18 protein-coding genes are annotated in these 16,612 nt (G+C 61.4%); 11 read left to right on the top strand and 7 right to left on the bottom strand.

Going from position 1 to position 16,612, the window contains the following annotated elements; genetic code table 11:
- The first annotated feature begins 3 nt into the window (after positions 1 to 3).
- From B9N88_RS14060 to bcsQ, 5 genes are all read left to right on the top strand, one after another.
- Entirely contained in the window at positions 4 to 669 is a 666-nt protein-coding gene (locus tag B9N88_RS14060) for an SGNH/GDSL hydrolase family protein (RefSeq protein WP_027605099.1), read from the top strand.
- On the top strand, positions 669 to 1,334 hold the full coding sequence (locus B9N88_RS14055; RefSeq protein ID WP_027605098.1) for a DUF4397 domain-containing protein: 666 nt from the start codon (positions 669 to 671) through the stop codon (positions 1,332 to 1,334). The genes B9N88_RS14060 and B9N88_RS14055 overlap by 1 nt, the downstream gene beginning before the upstream one ends.
- A gap of 17 nt (positions 1,335 to 1,351) precedes the next feature.
- A complete protein-coding gene (locus B9N88_RS14050; protein WP_027605097.1) occupies positions 1,352 to 2,767 on the top strand; it encodes an MBOAT family O-acyltransferase in 1,416 nt (471 codons plus the stop codon).
- A 12-nt stretch (positions 2,768 to 2,779) separates the two neighbouring features.
- On the top strand, positions 2,780 to 3,904 hold the full coding sequence (locus B9N88_RS14045; protein WP_027605096.1) for an alginate O-acetyltransferase AlgX-related protein: 1,125 nt from the start codon (positions 2,780 to 2,782) through the stop codon (positions 3,902 to 3,904).
- Positions 3,905 to 4,079: 175 nt separating this feature from the next.
- Positions 4,080 to 5,009, top strand: a complete 930-nt coding sequence (bcsQ, locus tag B9N88_RS14040; protein ID WP_027605095.1) for a cellulose biosynthesis protein BcsQ — start codon at positions 4,080 to 4,082, stop codon at positions 5,007 to 5,009.
- A 240-nt stretch (positions 5,010 to 5,249) separates the two neighbouring features.
- On the opposite strand, the gene B9N88_RS14035 is transcribed toward bcsQ, so the two are convergent.
- From B9N88_RS14035 to B9N88_RS14015, 5 genes are all read right to left on the bottom strand, one after another.
- Positions 5,250 to 6,437 carry a methyltransferase gene (locus tag B9N88_RS14035; RefSeq protein WP_027605094.1) on the bottom strand — a complete coding sequence of 396 codons (1,188 nt, stop codon included), beginning with the start codon at positions 6,435 to 6,437 and terminating at the stop codon, positions 5,250 to 5,252.
- Positions 6,418 to 7,107: an ABC transporter permease gene (locus B9N88_RS14030; protein ID WP_027605093.1), complete on the bottom strand. Its 690-nt coding sequence runs from the start codon at positions 7,105 to 7,107 to the stop codon at positions 6,418 to 6,420. Before B9N88_RS14030 ends, B9N88_RS14035 begins: the two co-directional genes overlap by 20 nt.
- Positions 7,107 to 7,799 carry an ABC transporter permease gene (locus tag B9N88_RS14025; RefSeq protein ID WP_027605092.1) on the bottom strand — a complete coding sequence of 231 codons (693 nt, stop codon included), beginning with the start codon at positions 7,797 to 7,799 and terminating at the stop codon, positions 7,107 to 7,109. Before B9N88_RS14025 ends, B9N88_RS14030 begins: the two co-directional genes overlap by 1 nt.
- A 74-nt stretch (positions 7,800 to 7,873) precedes the next feature.
- Positions 7,874 to 8,626: an ABC transporter substrate-binding protein gene (locus B9N88_RS14020; RefSeq protein WP_027605091.1), complete on the bottom strand. Its 753-nt coding sequence runs from the start codon at positions 8,624 to 8,626 to the stop codon at positions 7,874 to 7,876.
- Between the two features lie 13 nt (positions 8,627 to 8,639).
- Entirely contained in the window at positions 8,640 to 9,413 is a 774-nt protein-coding gene (locus B9N88_RS14015) for an ABC transporter ATP-binding protein (protein ID WP_027605090.1), read from the bottom strand.
- Between the two features lie 555 nt (positions 9,414 to 9,968).
- Between B9N88_RS14015 and gabP the strand changes: the two genes are divergently transcribed.
- Positions 9,969 to 11,360, top strand: a complete 1,392-nt coding sequence (gene gabP, locus B9N88_RS14010) for a GABA permease (protein ID WP_027605089.1) — start codon at positions 9,969 to 9,971, stop codon at positions 11,358 to 11,360.
- A gap of 74 nt (positions 11,361 to 11,434) precedes the next feature.
- On the opposite strand, the gene B9N88_RS14005 is transcribed toward gabP, so the two are convergent.
- Positions 11,435 to 11,839, bottom strand: a complete 405-nt coding sequence (locus B9N88_RS14005) for a hypothetical protein (protein WP_027605088.1) — start codon at positions 11,837 to 11,839, stop codon at positions 11,435 to 11,437.
- Between the two features lie 17 nt (positions 11,840 to 11,856).
- A complete protein-coding gene (locus B9N88_RS14000) occupies positions 11,857 to 12,831 on the bottom strand; it encodes an alpha/beta hydrolase family protein (protein ID WP_027605087.1) in 975 nt (324 codons plus the stop codon).
- A 199-nt stretch (positions 12,832 to 13,030) separates the two neighbouring features.
- Between B9N88_RS14000 and B9N88_RS13995 the strand changes: the two genes are divergently transcribed.
- The 5 genes from B9N88_RS13995 (at position 13,031) to B9N88_RS13975 (ending at position 16,584) form a co-directional block, all read left to right on the top strand.
- The gene (locus B9N88_RS13995) at positions 13,031 to 13,225 is read left to right on the top strand and encodes a type II toxin-antitoxin system RelB family antitoxin (RefSeq protein ID WP_081744416.1); all 195 of its coding nucleotides are present in this window, start codon (positions 13,031 to 13,033) and stop codon (positions 13,223 to 13,225) included.
- Positions 13,215 to 13,523, top strand: a complete 309-nt coding sequence (locus B9N88_RS13990) for a type II toxin-antitoxin system RelE/ParE family toxin (protein WP_051429336.1) — start codon at positions 13,215 to 13,217, stop codon at positions 13,521 to 13,523. Before B9N88_RS13995 ends, B9N88_RS13990 begins: the two co-directional genes overlap by 11 nt.
- Positions 13,524 to 13,564: 41 nt before the next feature.
- Positions 13,565 to 14,530, top strand: coding sequence for an arsenic resistance protein (locus B9N88_RS13985; RefSeq protein WP_027605086.1), 966 nt, complete (start codon positions 13,565 to 13,567; stop codon positions 14,528 to 14,530).
- 85 nt (positions 14,531 to 14,615) lie between these two features.
- Positions 14,616 to 16,220, top strand: coding sequence for an ArnT family glycosyltransferase (locus B9N88_RS13980; RefSeq protein ID WP_027605085.1), 1,605 nt, complete (start codon positions 14,616 to 14,618; stop codon positions 16,218 to 16,220).
- Positions 16,221 to 16,314: 94 nt separating this feature from the next.
- Positions 16,315 to 16,584, top strand: coding sequence for a hypothetical protein (locus B9N88_RS13975; protein WP_027605084.1), 270 nt, complete (start codon positions 16,315 to 16,317; stop codon positions 16,582 to 16,584).
- The last annotated feature ends 28 nt before the right edge of the window (positions 16,585 to 16,612 follow it).

The following is a 16,612-nucleotide window of genomic DNA, read 5'->3' as shown; positions in this document are numbered from 1 at the left end:
TTCATGCCTGTTTCTGCGATTGCCGGCCTAACCATGCTGGTACTGGGCGAAAGTCATATGAGCTTTCCCGATTCGTTGCTCAACCCGCTGCAAGACAACCTGACCAAGCAAGGCGCGGTGGTTCATTCCATCGGTGCCTGCGGTGCTGGTGCGGCGGATTGGGTCGTACCGAAAAAAGTCGAGTGTGGCGGCGAGCGCCTGCCCACCGGCAAAGCGGTGATCTACGGCAAGAACGCCATGAGCACCACGCCGATCCAGGAACTGATCGCCAAGGACAAACCCGACGTTGTCGTGCTGATCATCGGCGACACCATGGGCTCGTACACCAACCCGGTGTTCCCCAAGGCCTGGGCCTGGAAAAGCGTGACCTCGCTGACCAAGGCGATCACCGACACCGGCACCAAGTGCGTGTGGGTCGGTCCGCCGTGGGGCAAGGTCGGTTCCCAGTACAAGAAGGACGACACCCGCACCAAGCTGATGTCGGCCTTCCTGGCCAGTAACGTGGCGCCGTGCACCTACATCGATTCGCTGACCTTCTCCAAGCCGGGCGAGTGGATCACCACTGACGGCCAGCACTTCACCATCGACGGCTACCAGAAATGGGCCAAGGCCATTGGTACGGCCCTGGGCGACCTGCCGCCATCAGCCTACGGTAAAGGAAGCAAATAATGAAACGCATGACCCTGGGCCTGGCGACCTTGCTCGCCAGTGTCAGCGCCTACAGCGCCGACATCCCGTTGTACCCCACCGGCCCGGAGCAAGACGCAGCGTTCCTGCGTTTTGCCAACGGCACTCCCGGTGAGTTGAGGCTGGTGGCGGACGGTTCCAAGGCCAGCCTGGTGTTGAGCGGGGATAAAGCCGTGTCGGCCTTCCTGCCGGTGGTGGGGGGTGACAAGCCGATCAAGGGCGTGTTGAGCCGCGACGGCAAAAACGTCGACCTGTCGGTGACCGTGGCCCCCGGCGAATTCGCCACCGTGGTCGCGTTGGTCGACGCCCAGGGCGCCACGCGCCAGTTGGTGGTGCGTGAGCAACCGGACGACTTCAACGCGCTCAAGGCTTCCCTGGCCTTTATCAACGCCGATGCCGCCTGCGCCGACGCCAGCCTGGAAGCCGTGGCCCAAAAGGCCGAGCTGTTCAAGAAGGTGGCCGAAGGTTCGTTGCAACGCCGCATGATCAACCCGCTGGAATTGTCGGTGCAGCTCAAGTGCGCCGGTGCTCCGGTGGGCCAGCCGCTGACGTTCACCCTCAAGGCGGGTGAGCGCTATAGCGTGCTGGCCGTCCCTTCGGCTGCAGGTTCGAAGTTGCTGTTCGCTTCCGACGCACTCGCTAACTGATCGGGCCCGACACCACCATGGTCTTTGCCTCACTCGAATTCCTCACGCTGTTCCTGCCGGCCTTCCTGTTGATCTATGCCCTGGCTCGTCCGAGCTGGCGCAACGTCATCCTGTTGATCGGCAGCTGGTTGTTCTACGGCTGGCTGAGCCCGTTGTTCCTGTTCCTGCACATGGTGTTGACCGTGGTGGCATGGGTCGGCGGCCTGCTGGTGGACCGTTCCCGTGAGGACGGCAAAGGCCGGGTGCGCCTGTTGATCGCGTTGATTGTGTTCAACACGGCGGTGCTGTGTTGGTACAAGTACGCCAACATCGTCGCCGGTACCGTGAGCGAGGTGATCACCTGGTACGGCGCCATGCCGCTGGATTGGCAGCGCGTGGCCTTGCCGGCCGGCTTGTCATTTATCGTGCTGCAGGCGATTTCCTACCTGGTGGACGTGCACCGTCATACGGTGCCGGTGGAACGCAGCTTCATCAATTACGCCACGTACATTTCGATGTTCGGCCACTCGATTGCAGGCCCGATCATCCGTTATGACTGGGTTCGCCGGGAGCTGAACCAGCGTTATTTCAACTGGCCGAATTTCTCCCTCGGTGCGCGGCGCTTCATGATCGGCATGGGCATGAAAGTGCTGGTGGCGGACACCTTGTCGCCGTTGGTGGACATTGCCTTCCACCTGGAAAACCCGAGCCTGGTGGATGCGTGGATCGGTTGCCTGGCCTATTCGCTGCAACTGTTCTTCGACTTCGCCGGCTACAGCGCCATGGCCATCGGCCTGGGCCTGATGCTGGGCTTTCACTTCCCGGAAAACTTCAACCGCCCGTACCTGGCCAGCAGCATCCAGGACTTCTGGCGTCGTTGGCACTTGTCGTTGTCCAGCTGGTTGCGCGACTACCTGTATATCGCCCTGGGCGGTAACCGTGACGGCGTGTGGCGCACTTATCGCAACCTGTTCCTGACCATGGCGATCGCCGGGTTGTGGCACGGCGGCGACAGTTGGAACTACCTGTTGTGGGGGGCGGCGCACGGTATCGCGCTGTGTGTGGATCGCGCCTGGTCGCGGTCGAGCCTGCCGCGTATTCCGCCGGTGCTGTCGCACATCCTGACGTTGCTGTTTGTGTGCCTGGCCTGGACCTTGTTCCGCGCGCCGGACTTCCATTCGGCGCTGACCATGTACGCCGGCCAGTTCGGTATGCATGGCGTGGCCTTGGGTGACGCCATGGCCGTGGCCATGCGCCCGGCCCACGGCATGGCGGCGTTGCTGGGCCTGGTGTGCATCATTGCGCCGATCTGGCAGGTGCGTTGCGAGCAGCGTTTCGGTACCCAGCCCTGGTTTGTGGTGGCCGCTTCGTTGTGGCCGGTGGCCGGGTTTGTGTTGTCGTTCGCGCTGATCGCCAGCCGCGACGCCGTACCGTTTCTGTACTTTCAGTTCTAAGGACGCCCGACCATGCCCGCTCCTACCGCGCCGACTCCTCCGAGCGACTTGGCTGTTCGCACCAGCCCCCTGGCGGCCTGGGTGCTGGTACCCTTCCTGGCGGCGGGGCTGCTGTCCTGTGCCTGGCTGATGGTGAAGGGGCCGATCAGCTTCTTGCCCGCCAAGGTCGACAGCGACATGCTGCTGCACGGTGAGTTGACCCACCGTTTCGCCAAGGAACTGGCCAAGGCGCCGATGGCGATCCAGGCGGCCAACCTGGAACGTGGCGCAAGCTGGCTGGCGTTCGGCGACACCGGCCCACGCGTGCGGCCGGGTTGCCCGGGCTGGCTGTTTATCAGCGATGAACTGCGCATCAACCGCCACGCCCAAGCCAACGCACAGACCAAGGCCCAGGCCGTGATCGACCTGCAGCGGCAACTGGGTGAAAAAGGTATCGAGCTGCAAGTGGTGGTGGTACCGGACAAGAGCCGCATTGCGGTTGCCCAGCTGTGTGGCGTGTACCGACCGGCAGTGCTCAACAGCCGGATTCAGGACTGGACGGCCACTTTGCAGGCCGCTGGCGTGTCCGCGCTGGACCTCACCGATACCTTAAAACCCCTCGGGCCCGAGGCATACCTGCGCACCGACACCCACTGGAGCGAAATCGGCTCCAACGCCGGCGCCCAGGCGCTGGCAAAACGCATCCAGCAACGTGAGATCAAGGCTACGCCCGAGCAAACCTTTGAGATCACCCAGGCACCGCTTGCCGTGCGCCCCGGTGATCTGGTGCGCCTGGCCGGTCTCGACTGGTTACCGCCGAAGTTGCAGCCCCCGGGGGAATCGGTCGCGGCCAGCTCCGCCCACGAAGCGGGTGGCGCCACCAGCAACACTGACGACCTGTTCGGCGACGCCGGGTTGCCCAATGTGGCACTGATCGGGACTTCGTTCTCGCGCAATTCCAACTTTGTCGGCTTCCTGCAGAAAGCCCTGAACGCTCCCGTGGGCAATTTCAGCAAGGACGGCGGCGAGTTCTCCGGCGCAGCCAAGGCGTACTTCGACAGCCCGGCGTTCAAGCAAACCCCGCCGAAGTTGTTGATTTGGGAAATTCCAGAGCGGGATCTGCAGACTCCCTACGACACGATCAGTATTGGTCGGTAATTTGACGCCTTGCCGTTTATCTAAAAAATAGACGGCTTATCCATCAAAATAATGACACTTTTGTGCGCTTGAAGCAGACTGCCTGTACAAGGGCGACCATAAGAAGACCTGCGGTAAGCAGTCGTATCAGCTGACCTTTTCACGTCTTTAAGCTTCGCCGTGAGGAGGGTGCGCTATGAGCTTTACCGACGGTCTTCTTGCTCTGCTTGGCAAAGATGTCAGCCGTGACCCCCGTGGCCTGAATTCGCGACTGCACTTTTTTGGCAGCATTCCCGTGGAGGATGGCACCCCCTTTCCCCCTCAGGATTCCACTGTACAGTCCGCGCTGATGGAGAAGGCCGAGCGGCGCCCTTGCGTGGTGGCGCTGGTGTCGGTCAACGGAGGCGTGGGGCGCAGCACCCTGGCCACCCTGTTGAGCAGTGGTTTGCAGCGCCTGGGCGAATCGGTGGTGGCGGTGGACCTGGACCCGCAAAACGCCTTGCGCCGTCACTTCGGTGTCGCTCCGACCTCACCGGGCATCGGCCTCGCCAGCCTGCAGAATGCGCATTGGAAACACATCCAGCAGCCTGGTTTTGTCGGCAGCCGCGTCATTACCTTTGGCGACACCGATATCCAGCAGCAGGACACCCTGCAGCGCTGGCTGAAACATGAACCGTACTGGCTGGCGCAGCGGCTGCACGCCTTGGGCCTGGACGCCCGCCACACGGTGATCCTCGATACCCCCGCCGGTAACAGCGTCTATTTCCACCAAGCCGTGAGCGTGGCGGATGTGGTGCTGGTGATCGCCCAGGCCGACGCGGCGTCCCTGGGAACCCTGGACCAACTCGATGGGCTGCTGGCGCCGCACCTTGGGCGCGACCGGGCGCCGCACGTTCACTACGTGCTTAACCAGTTGGATGAGGACAGCGCCTTCAGCCTGGATATGGTTGAGGCATTCCGGCAGCGCCTGGGGACGAAAGAGCCGTTTGAGGTGCATCACGACGTAGGGATCAGCGAAGCCCTGGCGTTCGGTGCCGACCCGCTGGACAGCCAGGCGTTGAGCCTGGCCGGTGACGATATCAATGAGCTTTGCCGCCTGCTGATTGCCCGCAAAAAGCAACTGTAAATGCCGGTTTATGTCCTTGACGCCAGATGCTTATGCACAATTGGTTGTTTGGGCTGTCGCGAAATGATCAGGTTGTGGAGCCATTCTCATCACCCCGCAACTGCCTGTTTTACGTGCGTTTTATTCTGTGAACAAAAAATGAACAACGTGGCTTTTTGCCTGTAGCGCAGATGACCACAGGCCTTGTAACGATTCCATCAACAGAGTTATCCACAGGCTGGGGTGCGACAATCCTGCCCCTTAATCGCGCTCGGCAAGCACCATCAAGTTGCGTGGTGTCAGTGCGGTTTCGCAAAAGGTGCCCACCTCGACCCTGTAGCCACGTTCGGCCAGAAACAGTGCCCGATCCAGGACCAGCCACAGCTCAAGTGAGCGCCGAAACAGCCCACGCAGCAACTCCAGGTTCCTGACCTCGGCCAACCGTTGCCAGCCGTGCGCCTCCAGCGCCGTCCAATCCTGTTCACCTGTGGATAACCCTTTGAGGCTGGCCAACGCCTGGCAGTAGTCGGCGAAGGGTTTGTCCAGCCAACCGGCGGGCAGGGACGGTGTGGGCAGGTACTCATCGCAGTGGCGTAACTGGCGTTGTAACTGATCGAAACCCAGGCGGCGGGCCATTGAGGTGTCCCGCTGCAGCCGCACGCGTTTGCCGGCCGTGACGGTTTCGCTGAGGGGCAGGCCAAGGTCGTCGACCGACAGCTGCAAGGTGGAAGCACGGCCCGCTTCGGACAGCGGTTGGTAGGCGCTCGCGTGGATGCGGTTGTAGCAGCACGGCGCTACGGCCAGTTGCTTGCAGCCGGCGGCACTGGCCAGTTGCAGCAGGCGCACATGCAGGTCGCCGCAGGCATGCAGGGCGACGGGGGTGTGCTCGGGGTCAAGGGCCACGTCTGCCATGACATCTTGCAGGCGATGGGTGACGGGCAGGCCGTGGTGGTCGCTCAAGGCCTGGCCTGCCGCGATCAGCGCCGGGTCGTATTCCAGGCAGGTCAGTTGCTGGCCGGTGTGCAGCAGGCGGCGGCCGAGGTGGCCCTTGCCGGCGCACCAGTCCAGCCAATGCCGGGGTGTTTGCGCAAACTGCAGCGCGGCGCCGAAGGCTTCGATTTGCTGCCACTTGCGCCCGGGTACGTCGACATTCAGGCGGCGCGCCGCGGGTTGCAGGGGCTGCGTCGGTAACTTATCCACAGCACTGAGGCGCAATGCTTCGCGGGCCAGTGAGGGAAAAGGCGCCGGCGCGGGTAGGGTGTGGGGATGGTTATGACTGGTTTCCGCGTCGGACAACGAGCGTTGGCGCAGCCATCGGGCCAGTTGCGGATGCTCGGTTTCCCAAGGCAGCTGCCGATGAACAAAGGGCCGTGGTCGCCACAGCCCTTGGTGCTCGATCAGAAACGCATCCAGCGCCTCGAAGCGGGCTTCAACGTCCCTGGCAGGCATCGACGCGCAGCCAGCGTTCCAGCAGCTTGAAGCCGCGTACCAGCAGGAAGGAGATCAATAGGTAGAACACGCCGGCGGTGAAGAACATCTCCACCGTCAGGTAGTTGCGCGCGATGATCGTCCTGGCCATGCCGGTCAGCTCCAGCAGGGTCACGGTGCTCGCCAGCGAGCTGGCCTTGAGCATCAGGATCACTTCGTTGCTGTAGGCCGGCAATCCGATGCGTGCGGCCCGGGGCAGGATGATGTAGAACAGCGTCTTTGGCCTGGACATGCCCAACGCACGGGCGGCTTCGATTTCCCCAGGCGGAATGGCCTGGATGGCGCCCCGCAGGATCTCGGCGATGTACGCGGCGGTGTGCAGCGTCATGGTGGCGGTGGCACACCAGAACGGATCGCGCAGGTACTTCCACATGAAGCTTGAGCGGATGCTGTCGAATTGGGCCAGGCCGTAATAGACCAGGAACAACTGCACCAGCAGCGGCGTGCCGCGAAAGAAAAAGATATAGGCGTAAGGCAGGGCGCGCACAGACAGGTGCCTGGACGAGCGCGCGATACCCAGGGGGATGGCCAGGATCAGGCCGAGGATCACAGCGATGCTCACCAGCTCCAGGGTCAGGATGGCGCCCTGGATAAACTTCGGCAGCCACTTGATGATGACTTCCCATTCCATTACGTCGTCCTCACGAAGCCGCGGGCGGCGCGTTGTTCCAGGAAGTGCATGGCCACCATCGACAGCGACGTCAGGCCCAGGTAGATGAACGCGGCGACCATATAGAAGGTGAAAGGCTGTTTGGTGACGGTCACGGCGATCTGCGCATGGCGCATGATTTCTTCGAGGCCGATGACCGTGACCAGCGCGGTATCTTTCATCAGGATCAGGAACAGATTGCCCAGGCCCGGCAGGGCGATGCGCCACATCTGCGGCATGATCAACCGGGTAAAGATACGAAACTTCGACAGGCCCAGCGCCACACCCGCTTCGCGGTGGCCCTTGGGAATGGAGATGATCGCTCCACGCAGCACTTCCGTGGCGTAGGCGCCGAAACACAGGCCCAGGGCGATCACGCCTGCGGCAAAGGCGCTGAGGGACAGGTCGGGAATATCGAGCAGCTCACCCAGTGAGCGCATGGCGTTGATCGTGCCGAAGTAAATCAGCAGCACCCACAGCAGCTCCGGCACACCGCGGACGATTGTCGAGTAAGTACCGCCCAGCCATTGCAACGGCTTGTACGGGGAAGTCTTGGCCAGGGCACCGGCGAGGCCGAGTACCAGCCCCAGGCATAACGCCGTGAGGGCCAGTTTGACGGTCATCAGCGCGCCGGCAGCGAGCGCCGGGCCGAATCCGTAGAGATCGAAATTCATGGTGTCTTCATATCGCGGCAGGCATTGCTGAAAGCCGGCGCGCTCAAGTGAGCGCGCCGGGCAGGCCGTTCAGGTCATTCGATGCTGAACGGGAAGTACTTGTCGTTGATCTTCTTGTAGGTGCCGTCTGCCTTGATCTCTGCCAGGGCTTTGTTCAGGCGCTCGCGCAGCGGGTCGCCCTTGCGTACGGCGATACCGATCTTGTCGCTCTCGACAACCGGGTCGCCCTTGAACTCGTAGGCCGAACCGTCTTTGCTCTTGAGCCATTCGTACTGCACGTACTTGTCGGCGAGGATCCCGTCGAGGCGGCCGGACGTCAGGTCAAGGTAGGCGTTTTCCTGGGTGTCGTAGAGCTTGGCTTCGGTGTCAGGCAGCTCGTCTTCCAGGTAGGTACCGGCCAGCGTCGCGCGTTGGGCGCCGATGACCTTGCCCTTCAGGTAGGCGGCGTCGGTCTTGAAGTCTGCGGTGGCTTTGGGCGCGATGAACTGCAGCTTGTTGGAGTAGTACGGGTCGGTGAAGTCGACGGCTTGCTTGCGCTCGTCGGTGATCGACAGCGAGGACACCAGGAAGTCGAATTTCTTGGCATTCAGGGCCGGGATGATGCCGTCCCAGTCGGACACGTACACGTCGCACTTCTCGACTTTCATCTTGGCGCACAGGGCGTCGCCGATGTCTTTGTCGAAGCCGACCACTTGGCCGCTGGCGTCTTTATTGTTGAACGGCGGGTAGGCCGCTTCGATCCCCATGGTCAAGGTTTCTGCCATGGCCGTGGCGCTGAACGCCATCGAGACGGCCGCGGCCAGAAGGAATTTTTTATAGTTCTGCATGCATGTTGCTCCGTTAGCGGTTGCTGGACATGAATTGTTTGCAGCGCGCCGAAAGCGGGTTTTCAAACACCTGCTGTGGCGATCCTTGCTCTTCGATCAGGCCCTGGTGGAGGAACACCACTTCACTGGACACCTGACGGGCGAAGCCCATTTCGTGAGTGACCAGCAGCATGGTGCGGCCTTCTTCGGCCAGCGCGCGGATCACATTAAGTACTTCCTGGACCATTTCCGGGTCAAGGGCTGAAGTGGGTTCGTCGAACAGGATGACCTTGGGCTGCATCGCCAGGGTGCGCGCGATGGCGGCCCGTTGTTGCTGGCCGCCGGACAATTGCGCGGGGTAGGCATGGCGCTTGTCGGCGATACCGACCTTGTCCAGCAGGGCTTCGGCCACTTCTATGGCCTCGGCCTTGCTCTGGCCGAGCACACGGCGAGGGGCCTCGATGATGTTGTCGAGGATGCTCATGTGCGGCCACAGGTTAAAGTTTTGAAACACAAAACCGATTTCGCTGCGCAGGCGGTTGATCTGCTTGCCGTCGGCGGCCTGCAGCTCGCCGTTTTTCGCGGCCTTGAGCTTGAGTTCTTCGCCGGCCACGAGGATCTGGCCCTGGTGCGGGTTTTCCAGCAGGTTGATGCAGCGCAGGAACGTGGACTTGCCGGAACCGGAGGAACCCAGGATCGAGATCACATCGCCGTCGCGAGCGGTCAGCGAGATACCTTTGAGTACCTCCAGCTCACCATAGCGTTTATGCAAGTTGCGGATTTCAAGCGCGGGCGTGGCCTCGGCCATGTGGGGTCCTCATTGTGTTCATTGCGATCTTCGCTGTTGGGCCGCCTTCCTGGCGAGGCGCCAAGCTAGCATAGCGTCCTGATGGCGGCCAACAGCGCGGCGGGCGGTAAACGGGCGGTGTGCGGCAGGGTGTCGCATCGGCACAGCAGGGTGTCGCGCCATCAACAACCGAACAACCGTTTTAAGCCGTGAATCCGCAGGCTTCGCGTGAAAAAGGGCGCGATGGTGCCAGCTTTGGCCGGGTGTTGGAAGGGTTAAACGGGCAAACGGTAGCTATCGGCCCTTTTATGGCGCGCTGCTTACTTTTCGTGTGTGGTTTTGGTGCACTTGTTCGTCTTGAAAGTGAGTCGCACGGTAACGCTATAGCGGAATGCCATTGTTCTCAATGACTTGCGATGACTGGTGAATCGTCCTGCAGGCCGCGTCAATCGCGGTTTTGTAACATTTTGGCGCAAATCTTGCGTAAAAAATAAAGAACGCCCTGTTGGTTTCTTTTCACGAGGAAGAGCCCAGGCCGGGCGGACCGTTTTCGCAATTCCTCGCAAAGGTGTGTCAATGAGTAGTACGCAAAGCTCCAATGACCTCGAACAGGGGCTCAAACCGCGTCACGTCACCATGCTGTCGATTGCCGGCGTCATTGGTGCCGGTTTGTTTGTCGGCTCCGGCCACGCGATTGCTGCCGCCGGCCCTGCGGTCCTGCTGGCGTATGCCGCAGCGGGTACGCTGGTGGTCTTGGTGATGCGCATGCTGGCCGAAATGGCCGTGGCGTCGCCGGACACCGGTTCGTTCTCCACCTACGCCGACCGTGCGATCGGTCACTGGGCCGGCTTTACCATCGGCTGGCTGTACTGGTGGTTCTGGGTGCTGGTGATTCCATTGGAAGCCAACGCCGCCGCGACCATTCTCCACGCCTGGTTCCCGGATGTGGCCATCTGGGCCTTCACGCTGGTCATCACGTTGCTGCTGACGGCGACCAACCTGTTCAGCGTGAAGAACTACGGTGAGTTTGAGTTCTGGTTCGCGTTGATCAAGGTCGTGGCGATCGTGGGCTTTGTGATCCTCGGCCTGGCGGCAATTTTCGGCTTCCTGCCGACCAGCCAGGTCAGCGGCGTTTCCCACCTCTTTGACACCCAAGGCTTTATGCCCAACGGCATGGGCGCGGTATTGGCCGCGATCCTGACCACCATGTTCTCCTTCATGGGCACCGAGATCGTCACCATCGCCGCCGCTGAATCGAAGAACCCAGGCCAGCAAATCACCAAGGCCACCAACTCGGTGATCTGGCGGATTGGTTTGTTCTACCTGTTGTCGATCTTCATCGTCGTGTCCCTGGTGCCTTGGAATGATCCGACCCTGGCGGCGGTAGGTTCCTACCAGACCGTGCTGGAACGCATGGGTATCCCGAACGCCAAGCTGATCGTCGACCTGGTGGTCCTGGTTGCCGTGACCAGCTGCCTGAACTCGGCGCTGTACACCGCTTCGCGCATGCTGTTCTCCCTGGGCCGTCGCGGCGATGCACCGGCCGTGGCCAAGCGCACCAACAAGAGCGGCACGCCTTACTGGGCGGTATTGCTGTCCACCGGCGCGGCGTTCCTGGCGGTATTTGCCAACTACGTGGCGCCGGCAGCGGTGTTCGAATTCCTGCTGGCCAGCTCCGGCGCCATCGCGCTGCTGGTGTACCTGGTGATTGCGGTGTCGCAATTGCGCATGCGCCAGAAGCGCATGGCGGCGGGCGAGAAAATTGTCTTCAAGATGTGGCTGTTCCCAGGCCTGACTTACGCGGTGATGGTATTCATCGTCGGCACATTGACCATCATGCTGTTCCAGGAAGCGCATCGGGTCGAGATCATCGCGACTGGGGTCTTGAGCTTGCTGGTAGTGGCGGCGGGGTTGATTGTGTCCAGCCGTCGCAAGGCGCAGAGAGTGGGCGCTGCGGTGCTGAATTGATGTGATGGAATGCGGTGCTTGATTGCGCCGCAGTTCAAATGTGGGAGGGGGCAAGCCCCCTCCCACATTTGGTTTTAGTTGGTGAGGGCCTCGGATGCGGCGACGTAATCCGCCTGGAACTGCGGCGATTCGATCCACGCCAGTGCGGCGGCTTCATCGTCGCTGTCGGTGGCCCACTGCCGATACTCGATCAGTGCCGCCAGGATAAAGTCGGTGGCTTCTTCTTCGCCTTCCTGCTCCAGCACCAGGGCGAGCAGCGGGTGGGCCAGGAATACCGCGCAGAGGGCCTGCTGGCTGGTCTCGCCGGCGGTGCGCATCTCCACGAACAGCTCGGTCAAATCCACTGACTCAAGGTCAATGCGGTCGTCATCGCCGGCAAACGCATCCGGTTTGCTCGCGACGGCGCGCTGGGTGCGGTTCTGCTTGGCCTTGGCCTTGGCCCGGTGGGCACGTTTTTGCTGCTTGTTCGGCGAGGCCATGGGCTCACGTCCTTGGGTCAGGATCTGGGTGGGGTATTGAAGCGCAGGTTGAGGGAAATCCCAAGGGTATCCGCCGTTAATTGACCGTGTTGCAGCCAGGCCAATGCAATCGGCCACAACCGATCCTGATACTCGCTGCGAAAGAACGCGAAATGTCCGACCTGTTTTTCGCCGATGTCTTCCGGGGCGATGCGCAGATGGGTGCGCTCGCTGCCGTCGAAGTAACCCAGCAACCGCTCAATCGCCGCCACAGTGCCGAAGGGGTCATCGGTGATGCTGATCGCCAGCACCTGCGCCTTTACGCGACTGAATGGCAAGTCCGCCAGGGCCCGCCCGCTGGGCCGCGTCTCATACCTGGGCGTTGGCGTGCTCCAGTCGCGCACCACGCCTGCCGGCGTATCCTCCAGCCAACCCAGGCGCTTGCCGGGGAAATACCCGCAGAATGCCGTGACCACCGGCATGACCACATGCCATTTGGCAAACATCTGCCAGCGCCCGGCGGCGGCGTAATCGCGCCAGTAGGCGAACTGCGCGCCCACGGTCACGATTCGCCGGATCACCGCGCCGGATGCGCCCAGCCCTGCCGCACAGCCACCAAAACTGTGGCCGACCACATCAATCGGCTGGCCTGGAAACTCCCGCTGTGCCCGCAGCAGGATCGCTTCGAAATCCAGCGTACCCCAATCCGACCACGACGCCTTGAACCCACGCAACGAACCGCTGCGGGACTCGCCGATGCCGCGATAGTCGTAGGTGATCACGTCAAAGCCGTTGGCGAACAGGTAGTCGGCGAAACGTGAGTAGTGGCGGCAACGCACGGAGGTGGCGGCGTTGATGATGACGACCGGGCGTTCGCGGTCGGTGCGCGGGTGGCGCCAGGTGAAGCCGCCGAGGGGATGGCCGTCTGCGGCGGATTCCTTGAAGGATTCGCTTTGGCTATTTCTGGGTGTAGTTGCAATTTTTACTACTGAAGAGGCGTCATTCAAATTCATCGTTTCGAAGCCCCTGCCTGGATTATTATTTTTTAGTAACAGTTAGCCAGTTTGCCAGCACTTGTCTGCCCTTTGATTGGGTCATTAACCTTCGGCGCTCGCAAAGCGTGCAGAGCCCCGGCGAAAGCCATACATCCGAGAGAAACGACAGCAAACCATGGACAGATTAGACTGGCAGGCACCTATTCCGGAGGTCTCCATGAGCATCCCACGTTCTCCCATCGTTTCAGAGTTTGAAACTGAAGAGCAGGCTGCCAGCTACGACCGTTGGTTTCGTGCCAAGGTACAGGCTTCCATTGATGATCCTCGCCCAAGCATTCCACATGATGAGGCAATGGCCGAAGTCGAGAGGATGCTGGAAGAGAGGCGCAAGGCTCGTCGTGCTGCTCGTTAAATGGCGACCTGAGGCTATCGTCGCCTTGACCGAAATTATTGATTACATCGAGCAGTACAATGCCGCTTCCGCCGCTTCGTTGCACCGTACGATTGTGGAGGCCGCTGAGGGTTTGTCGTCAATGCCATACGGATTCAGGCAAGGGCGCTTGTCCGGCACTCGTGAAATGGTTGTTCATCCAAACTATCTGGTCGTCTATCGCGTTATGGAACAGGTCGAGATCCTGACCGTATTGCATACACGCCAAGAATATCCTTCAGAGGCGACCGGTCCGCTGCACTCGACCTCGCGCCAGTAGACGCATAGGCTTGCACCTCTGCGATCCACCAGAGCGTTTTCATGACCCGCGACACCCTCGAACACCACCAGATCCCCCTCTACTTCGCCGCTGTCCTCCTGGCTGGTGCTTTCGGCCTGCTCGCGCCTTCGTTGGCCCATGGCCTCGGCGTGCTGGTCACGCCCGCCATTGCGGTGTTGATGTATGCGATGTTCCTGCAAATCCCTTTTCTGGATCTGCGCCAGAGCTTGAGTCACAAGCGCTTTCTGTCGGCGCTGCTGCTGGCCAATTTCATCCTCGTGCCGTTGCTGGTGTGGGTGTTGACCCGTGGCCTGGTGGAGCGCCCGGCATTGCTGGTGGGCGCATTGCTGGTGTTGCTGACGCCGTGTATCGACTATGTGGTGGTGTTTACCCATATCGGTAAAGGCGACTCGCGTTTGATGCTGGCGGCGACGCCGGTGCTGTTGTTGCTGCAGTTGCTGCTGTTGCCGATGTACCTGAGGTTGATGCTGGGGGCGCAGTCCGGGGTGGTGGTGCAGGCGGGGCCGTTTATCGAGGCGTTCCTATTGTTGATCGTGCTGCCCATGGCGCTGGCGGTGATCACCGCATTCCTGGCACGACGCTCATCGGGCGTCAGCGCCTGGAATGACGCCTGGGCGTGGTTGCCGGTGCCGGCGATGGTGCTGGTATTGGTGGTGGTGATCGGTTCGCAAATCACTTCGGTGGTGCGCGACATTAACCTGTTGCTGCCGGTGATTCCGGTCTACGTGGCGTTCCTGTTGCTGGCGCCGGTGATCGGGGCGTTGGCTGCGAGGCTGTTCGCGCTGCCGGCGGCGACGGCACGGGCGGTGACGTTCAGCGCATCGACGCGTAACTCATTGGTGGTGTTGCCGCTGGCCCTGGCGTTGCCAGAAGGCGTGCGCGGCGTGGCGGCGACGGCGGTGATCCTGCAAACCCTGGTCGAGTTGGTGGGCGAGTTGATCTACGTGCGCCTGATCCCGAGGCTGGTGTGGCCTGCAGGTCGGTGAAACGTGAATGTTCAGGTTTGTTCAGGTGCTATTAGGGATACGTTCGGCACCCTAGGTCGGCGTTCCCTATCCGACAGGCCAACCCATGGATCACTGCAACCGTTTCCGCCTGGAGTCCCTGGGCATTTTCCTGTTCGCGCTGTTGCTGTTCACGCTGGGTATCTGGGACCAGCAACCCCAGGGCTTTGACGGGCGCTGGGCGCTGTTCCTGCAGGAAATGTTTCGCCATGGCGCGAGTCTTTTCCCCACCACCTATGGGCAGCCTTATGCGGACTACCCTGGTACCGCGACCTTCTTCAGTTACGTATTTGCCCGGCTGTTCGGTGCGCCCAACCACTTGGCCAATGTGCTGCCCACTGCCCTTGCATCCGCCGGGGTCGTAGCCTTGATCTATCGCTTGCTGGTCCCGGCGAGTCGCCCGTGGGCGTTGCTCACGGTGCTGCTGACGTTGCTCACCACCCAATTGCTCGAGAAGTCCCGCTCGGTATGCCTGGACCAGATGGTGGCGTTGCTGTGTGTCGGCAGTTTCTACCTGCTGCACAGTGGTGAGCGCCTGGGCTCACGGCTCAGGCAACTTGCGGTGTTCCCGCTGTTCATCCTGGGTTTCGCGATACGCGGCCCGCTGGGCTTGATCGAAGTCTGCGGCGTGGTGTGCGTGTATTGGGCGCTGGGCAGTCCTGGACGACGGGTCAGGCAGGTGTTGATCCACGGCATCGTCGGCCTGGTGTTGCTGGCGGCCTGTTGGTGGCTGTTGGTGAAGCTGGCGCGCATCAGCGGCGGCGATGGGTTTGCCGATGAAGTGTTCAAGATGCAAGTGGGCGGGCGCCTTGATGAAAGCGGCGAGCCGTTCTATTTCTACTTCCAGCTGAGCCTGTACCGTTACTTCCCCGTGGTGCCGCTGGCGTTGGTCACATTGGTTGCGCTGCGTCATCGTTGGGCGCAGCGGTTTGATGATCCGGTGCAATTGGTGGTGCGGCTCGGTGCCTGTGGGTTGATGATCCTGCTTGGCTTGTCGGTGCCGCATTTCAAGCGTGCCTATTACATCCTGCCCATGGTGCCGATGTTTGCGGCTGTCGCGGCCTATGGGCTGCTTCAGGCGCAAGGCTGGCTCTCGGGCGTGCGCAGGGGCTATGAGTGGCTTGTCGCGGCGCTGCCGGCGCTGTGCGTGGTTGCCGTGTTTGTCTGTCGGCATGGGTGGCAGAAGCACGGTTACTGGCCTAACGTTTCGTTGCCGCTACTGATTGCTGTCCTGTTGGTGCTGCAAGTGGCGGCGCTGGGTGTCTGGCGACGGCCGCAGCGACTGGTGTGGCTCAGCCTCGTTGCATTGGCGGCGCAATGGCTGGTGTTGGTGGCTGTCGTGGAGCCGGCCAAGGATTTGCAGTTCGATACCCGGAGATTCGTGGGGCAGGTGGAGGCGCTTCGCGTGAAGCAGCCGGGTACCTTGGTGTTTCTCAATCTGGGGCGTGATACCTGGGCCGTGCGCTACATGATGAACCTGGACCACGACGAGCAGCCCGTGTTTATCGCGGGTAACGAGGTTGGACGGCTGGATGCTTTGCCCCGTCCTGCCTGGGTGATCGTGGCACGCAAGGAAACGGCGCTGTTGCCGGGAACGCCCCTGGATCGCCTGCAGCCGAGCCTAGAGGGGCGATTGAACGACAACCCGCTGGTGGTGTTTTTGCTGAAGTGACCTGGCACCTTGCTGTATGTTTGCCGATCGAGTGACCGGTCGGTCAAATTGGCTGTGCCGTTTTTTGAACTTGCCGTATTGGAAGCACAGGGATATGACGAAAAAGGACTTTAAGCGGCCCGTCAGTGGCTACGTAATTGAGCGCTCGCGAATCGGAAGGCTGAGCATTGGCTTTGATGGCGGTTGCAGCTATCCGGCGATGATCAATGTGTTGAGGGCGGTCTTCGAGCGTTACGGGCGCCTGGTACGCTTTGGCGAGCAGCTGTCAGCCCAGGGCTGGCTGGATCGGGTGGAAGAGCGCGGCTTTGAGATATCCGATCAGGAGCGGGTGGCAGTGTTCACATTGATGTCGGATCGCAGCTAGCTGAAATCCCCTGGGGCGATGCTCGATC

The organism is Pseudomonas sp. LAMO17WK12:I1 (genome assembly GCF_900177315.1).
Taxonomy (GTDB): domain Bacteria; phylum Pseudomonadota; class Gammaproteobacteria; order Pseudomonadales; family Pseudomonadaceae; genus Aquipseudomonas; species Aquipseudomonas marginalis.
This window is presented reverse-complemented; position numbering and strand designations above follow the sequence as displayed.

What these genes read in the sequence shown, in the direction of transcription:
- B9N88_RS14015 (WP_027605090.1), bottom strand. Translation starts at nt 9,413, where the DNA reads ATGGCCGAGGCCACGCCCGCGCTTGAAATCCGCAACTTGCATAAACGC.
- B9N88_RS14060 (WP_027605099.1), top strand. Translation starts at nt 4, where the DNA reads ATGCCTGTTTCTGCGATTGCCGGCCTAACCATGCTGGTACTGGGCGAA.
- B9N88_RS14020 (WP_027605091.1), bottom strand. Translation starts at nt 8,626, where the DNA reads ATGCAGAACTATAAAAAATTCCTTCTGGCCGCGGCCGTCTCGATGGCG.
- B9N88_RS14025 (WP_027605092.1), bottom strand. Translation starts at nt 7,799, where the DNA reads ATGAATTTCGATCTCTACGGATTCGGCCCGGCGCTCGCTGCCGGCGCG.
- gabP (WP_027605089.1), top strand. Translation starts at nt 9,969, where the DNA reads ATGAGTAGTACGCAAAGCTCCAATGACCTCGAACAGGGGCTCAAACCG.
- B9N88_RS14035 (WP_027605094.1), bottom strand. Translation starts at nt 6,437, where the DNA reads ATGCCTGCCAGGGACGTTGAAGCCCGCTTCGAGGCGCTGGATGCGTTT.
- B9N88_RS14000 (WP_027605087.1), bottom strand. Translation starts at nt 12,831, where the DNA reads ATGAATTTGAATGACGCCTCTTCAGTAGTAAAAATTGCAACTACACCC.
- B9N88_RS14030 (WP_027605093.1), bottom strand. Translation starts at nt 7,107, where the DNA reads ATGGAATGGGAAGTCATCATCAAGTGGCTGCCGAAGTTTATCCAGGGC.
- bcsQ (WP_027605095.1), top strand. Translation starts at nt 4,080, where the DNA reads ATGAGCTTTACCGACGGTCTTCTTGCTCTGCTTGGCAAAGATGTCAGC.
- B9N88_RS13995 (WP_081744416.1), top strand. Translation starts at nt 13,031, where the DNA reads ATGAGCATCCCACGTTCTCCCATCGTTTCAGAGTTTGAAACTGAAGAG.
- B9N88_RS14050 (WP_027605097.1), top strand. Translation starts at nt 1,352, where the DNA reads ATGGTCTTTGCCTCACTCGAATTCCTCACGCTGTTCCTGCCGGCCTTC.
- B9N88_RS14005 (WP_027605088.1), bottom strand. Translation starts at nt 11,839, where the DNA reads ATGGCCTCGCCGAACAAGCAGCAAAAACGTGCCCACCGGGCCAAGGCC.
- B9N88_RS14055 (WP_027605098.1), top strand. Translation starts at nt 669, where the DNA reads ATGAAACGCATGACCCTGGGCCTGGCGACCTTGCTCGCCAGTGTCAGC.
- B9N88_RS13975 (WP_027605084.1), top strand. Translation starts at nt 16,315, where the DNA reads ATGACGAAAAAGGACTTTAAGCGGCCCGTCAGTGGCTACGTAATTGAG.
- B9N88_RS13980 (WP_027605085.1), top strand. Translation starts at nt 14,616, where the DNA reads ATGGATCACTGCAACCGTTTCCGCCTGGAGTCCCTGGGCATTTTCCTG.
- B9N88_RS14045 (WP_027605096.1), top strand. Translation starts at nt 2,780, where the DNA reads ATGCCCGCTCCTACCGCGCCGACTCCTCCGAGCGACTTGGCTGTTCGC.
- B9N88_RS13985 (WP_027605086.1), top strand. Translation starts at nt 13,565, where the DNA reads ATGACCCGCGACACCCTCGAACACCACCAGATCCCCCTCTACTTCGCC.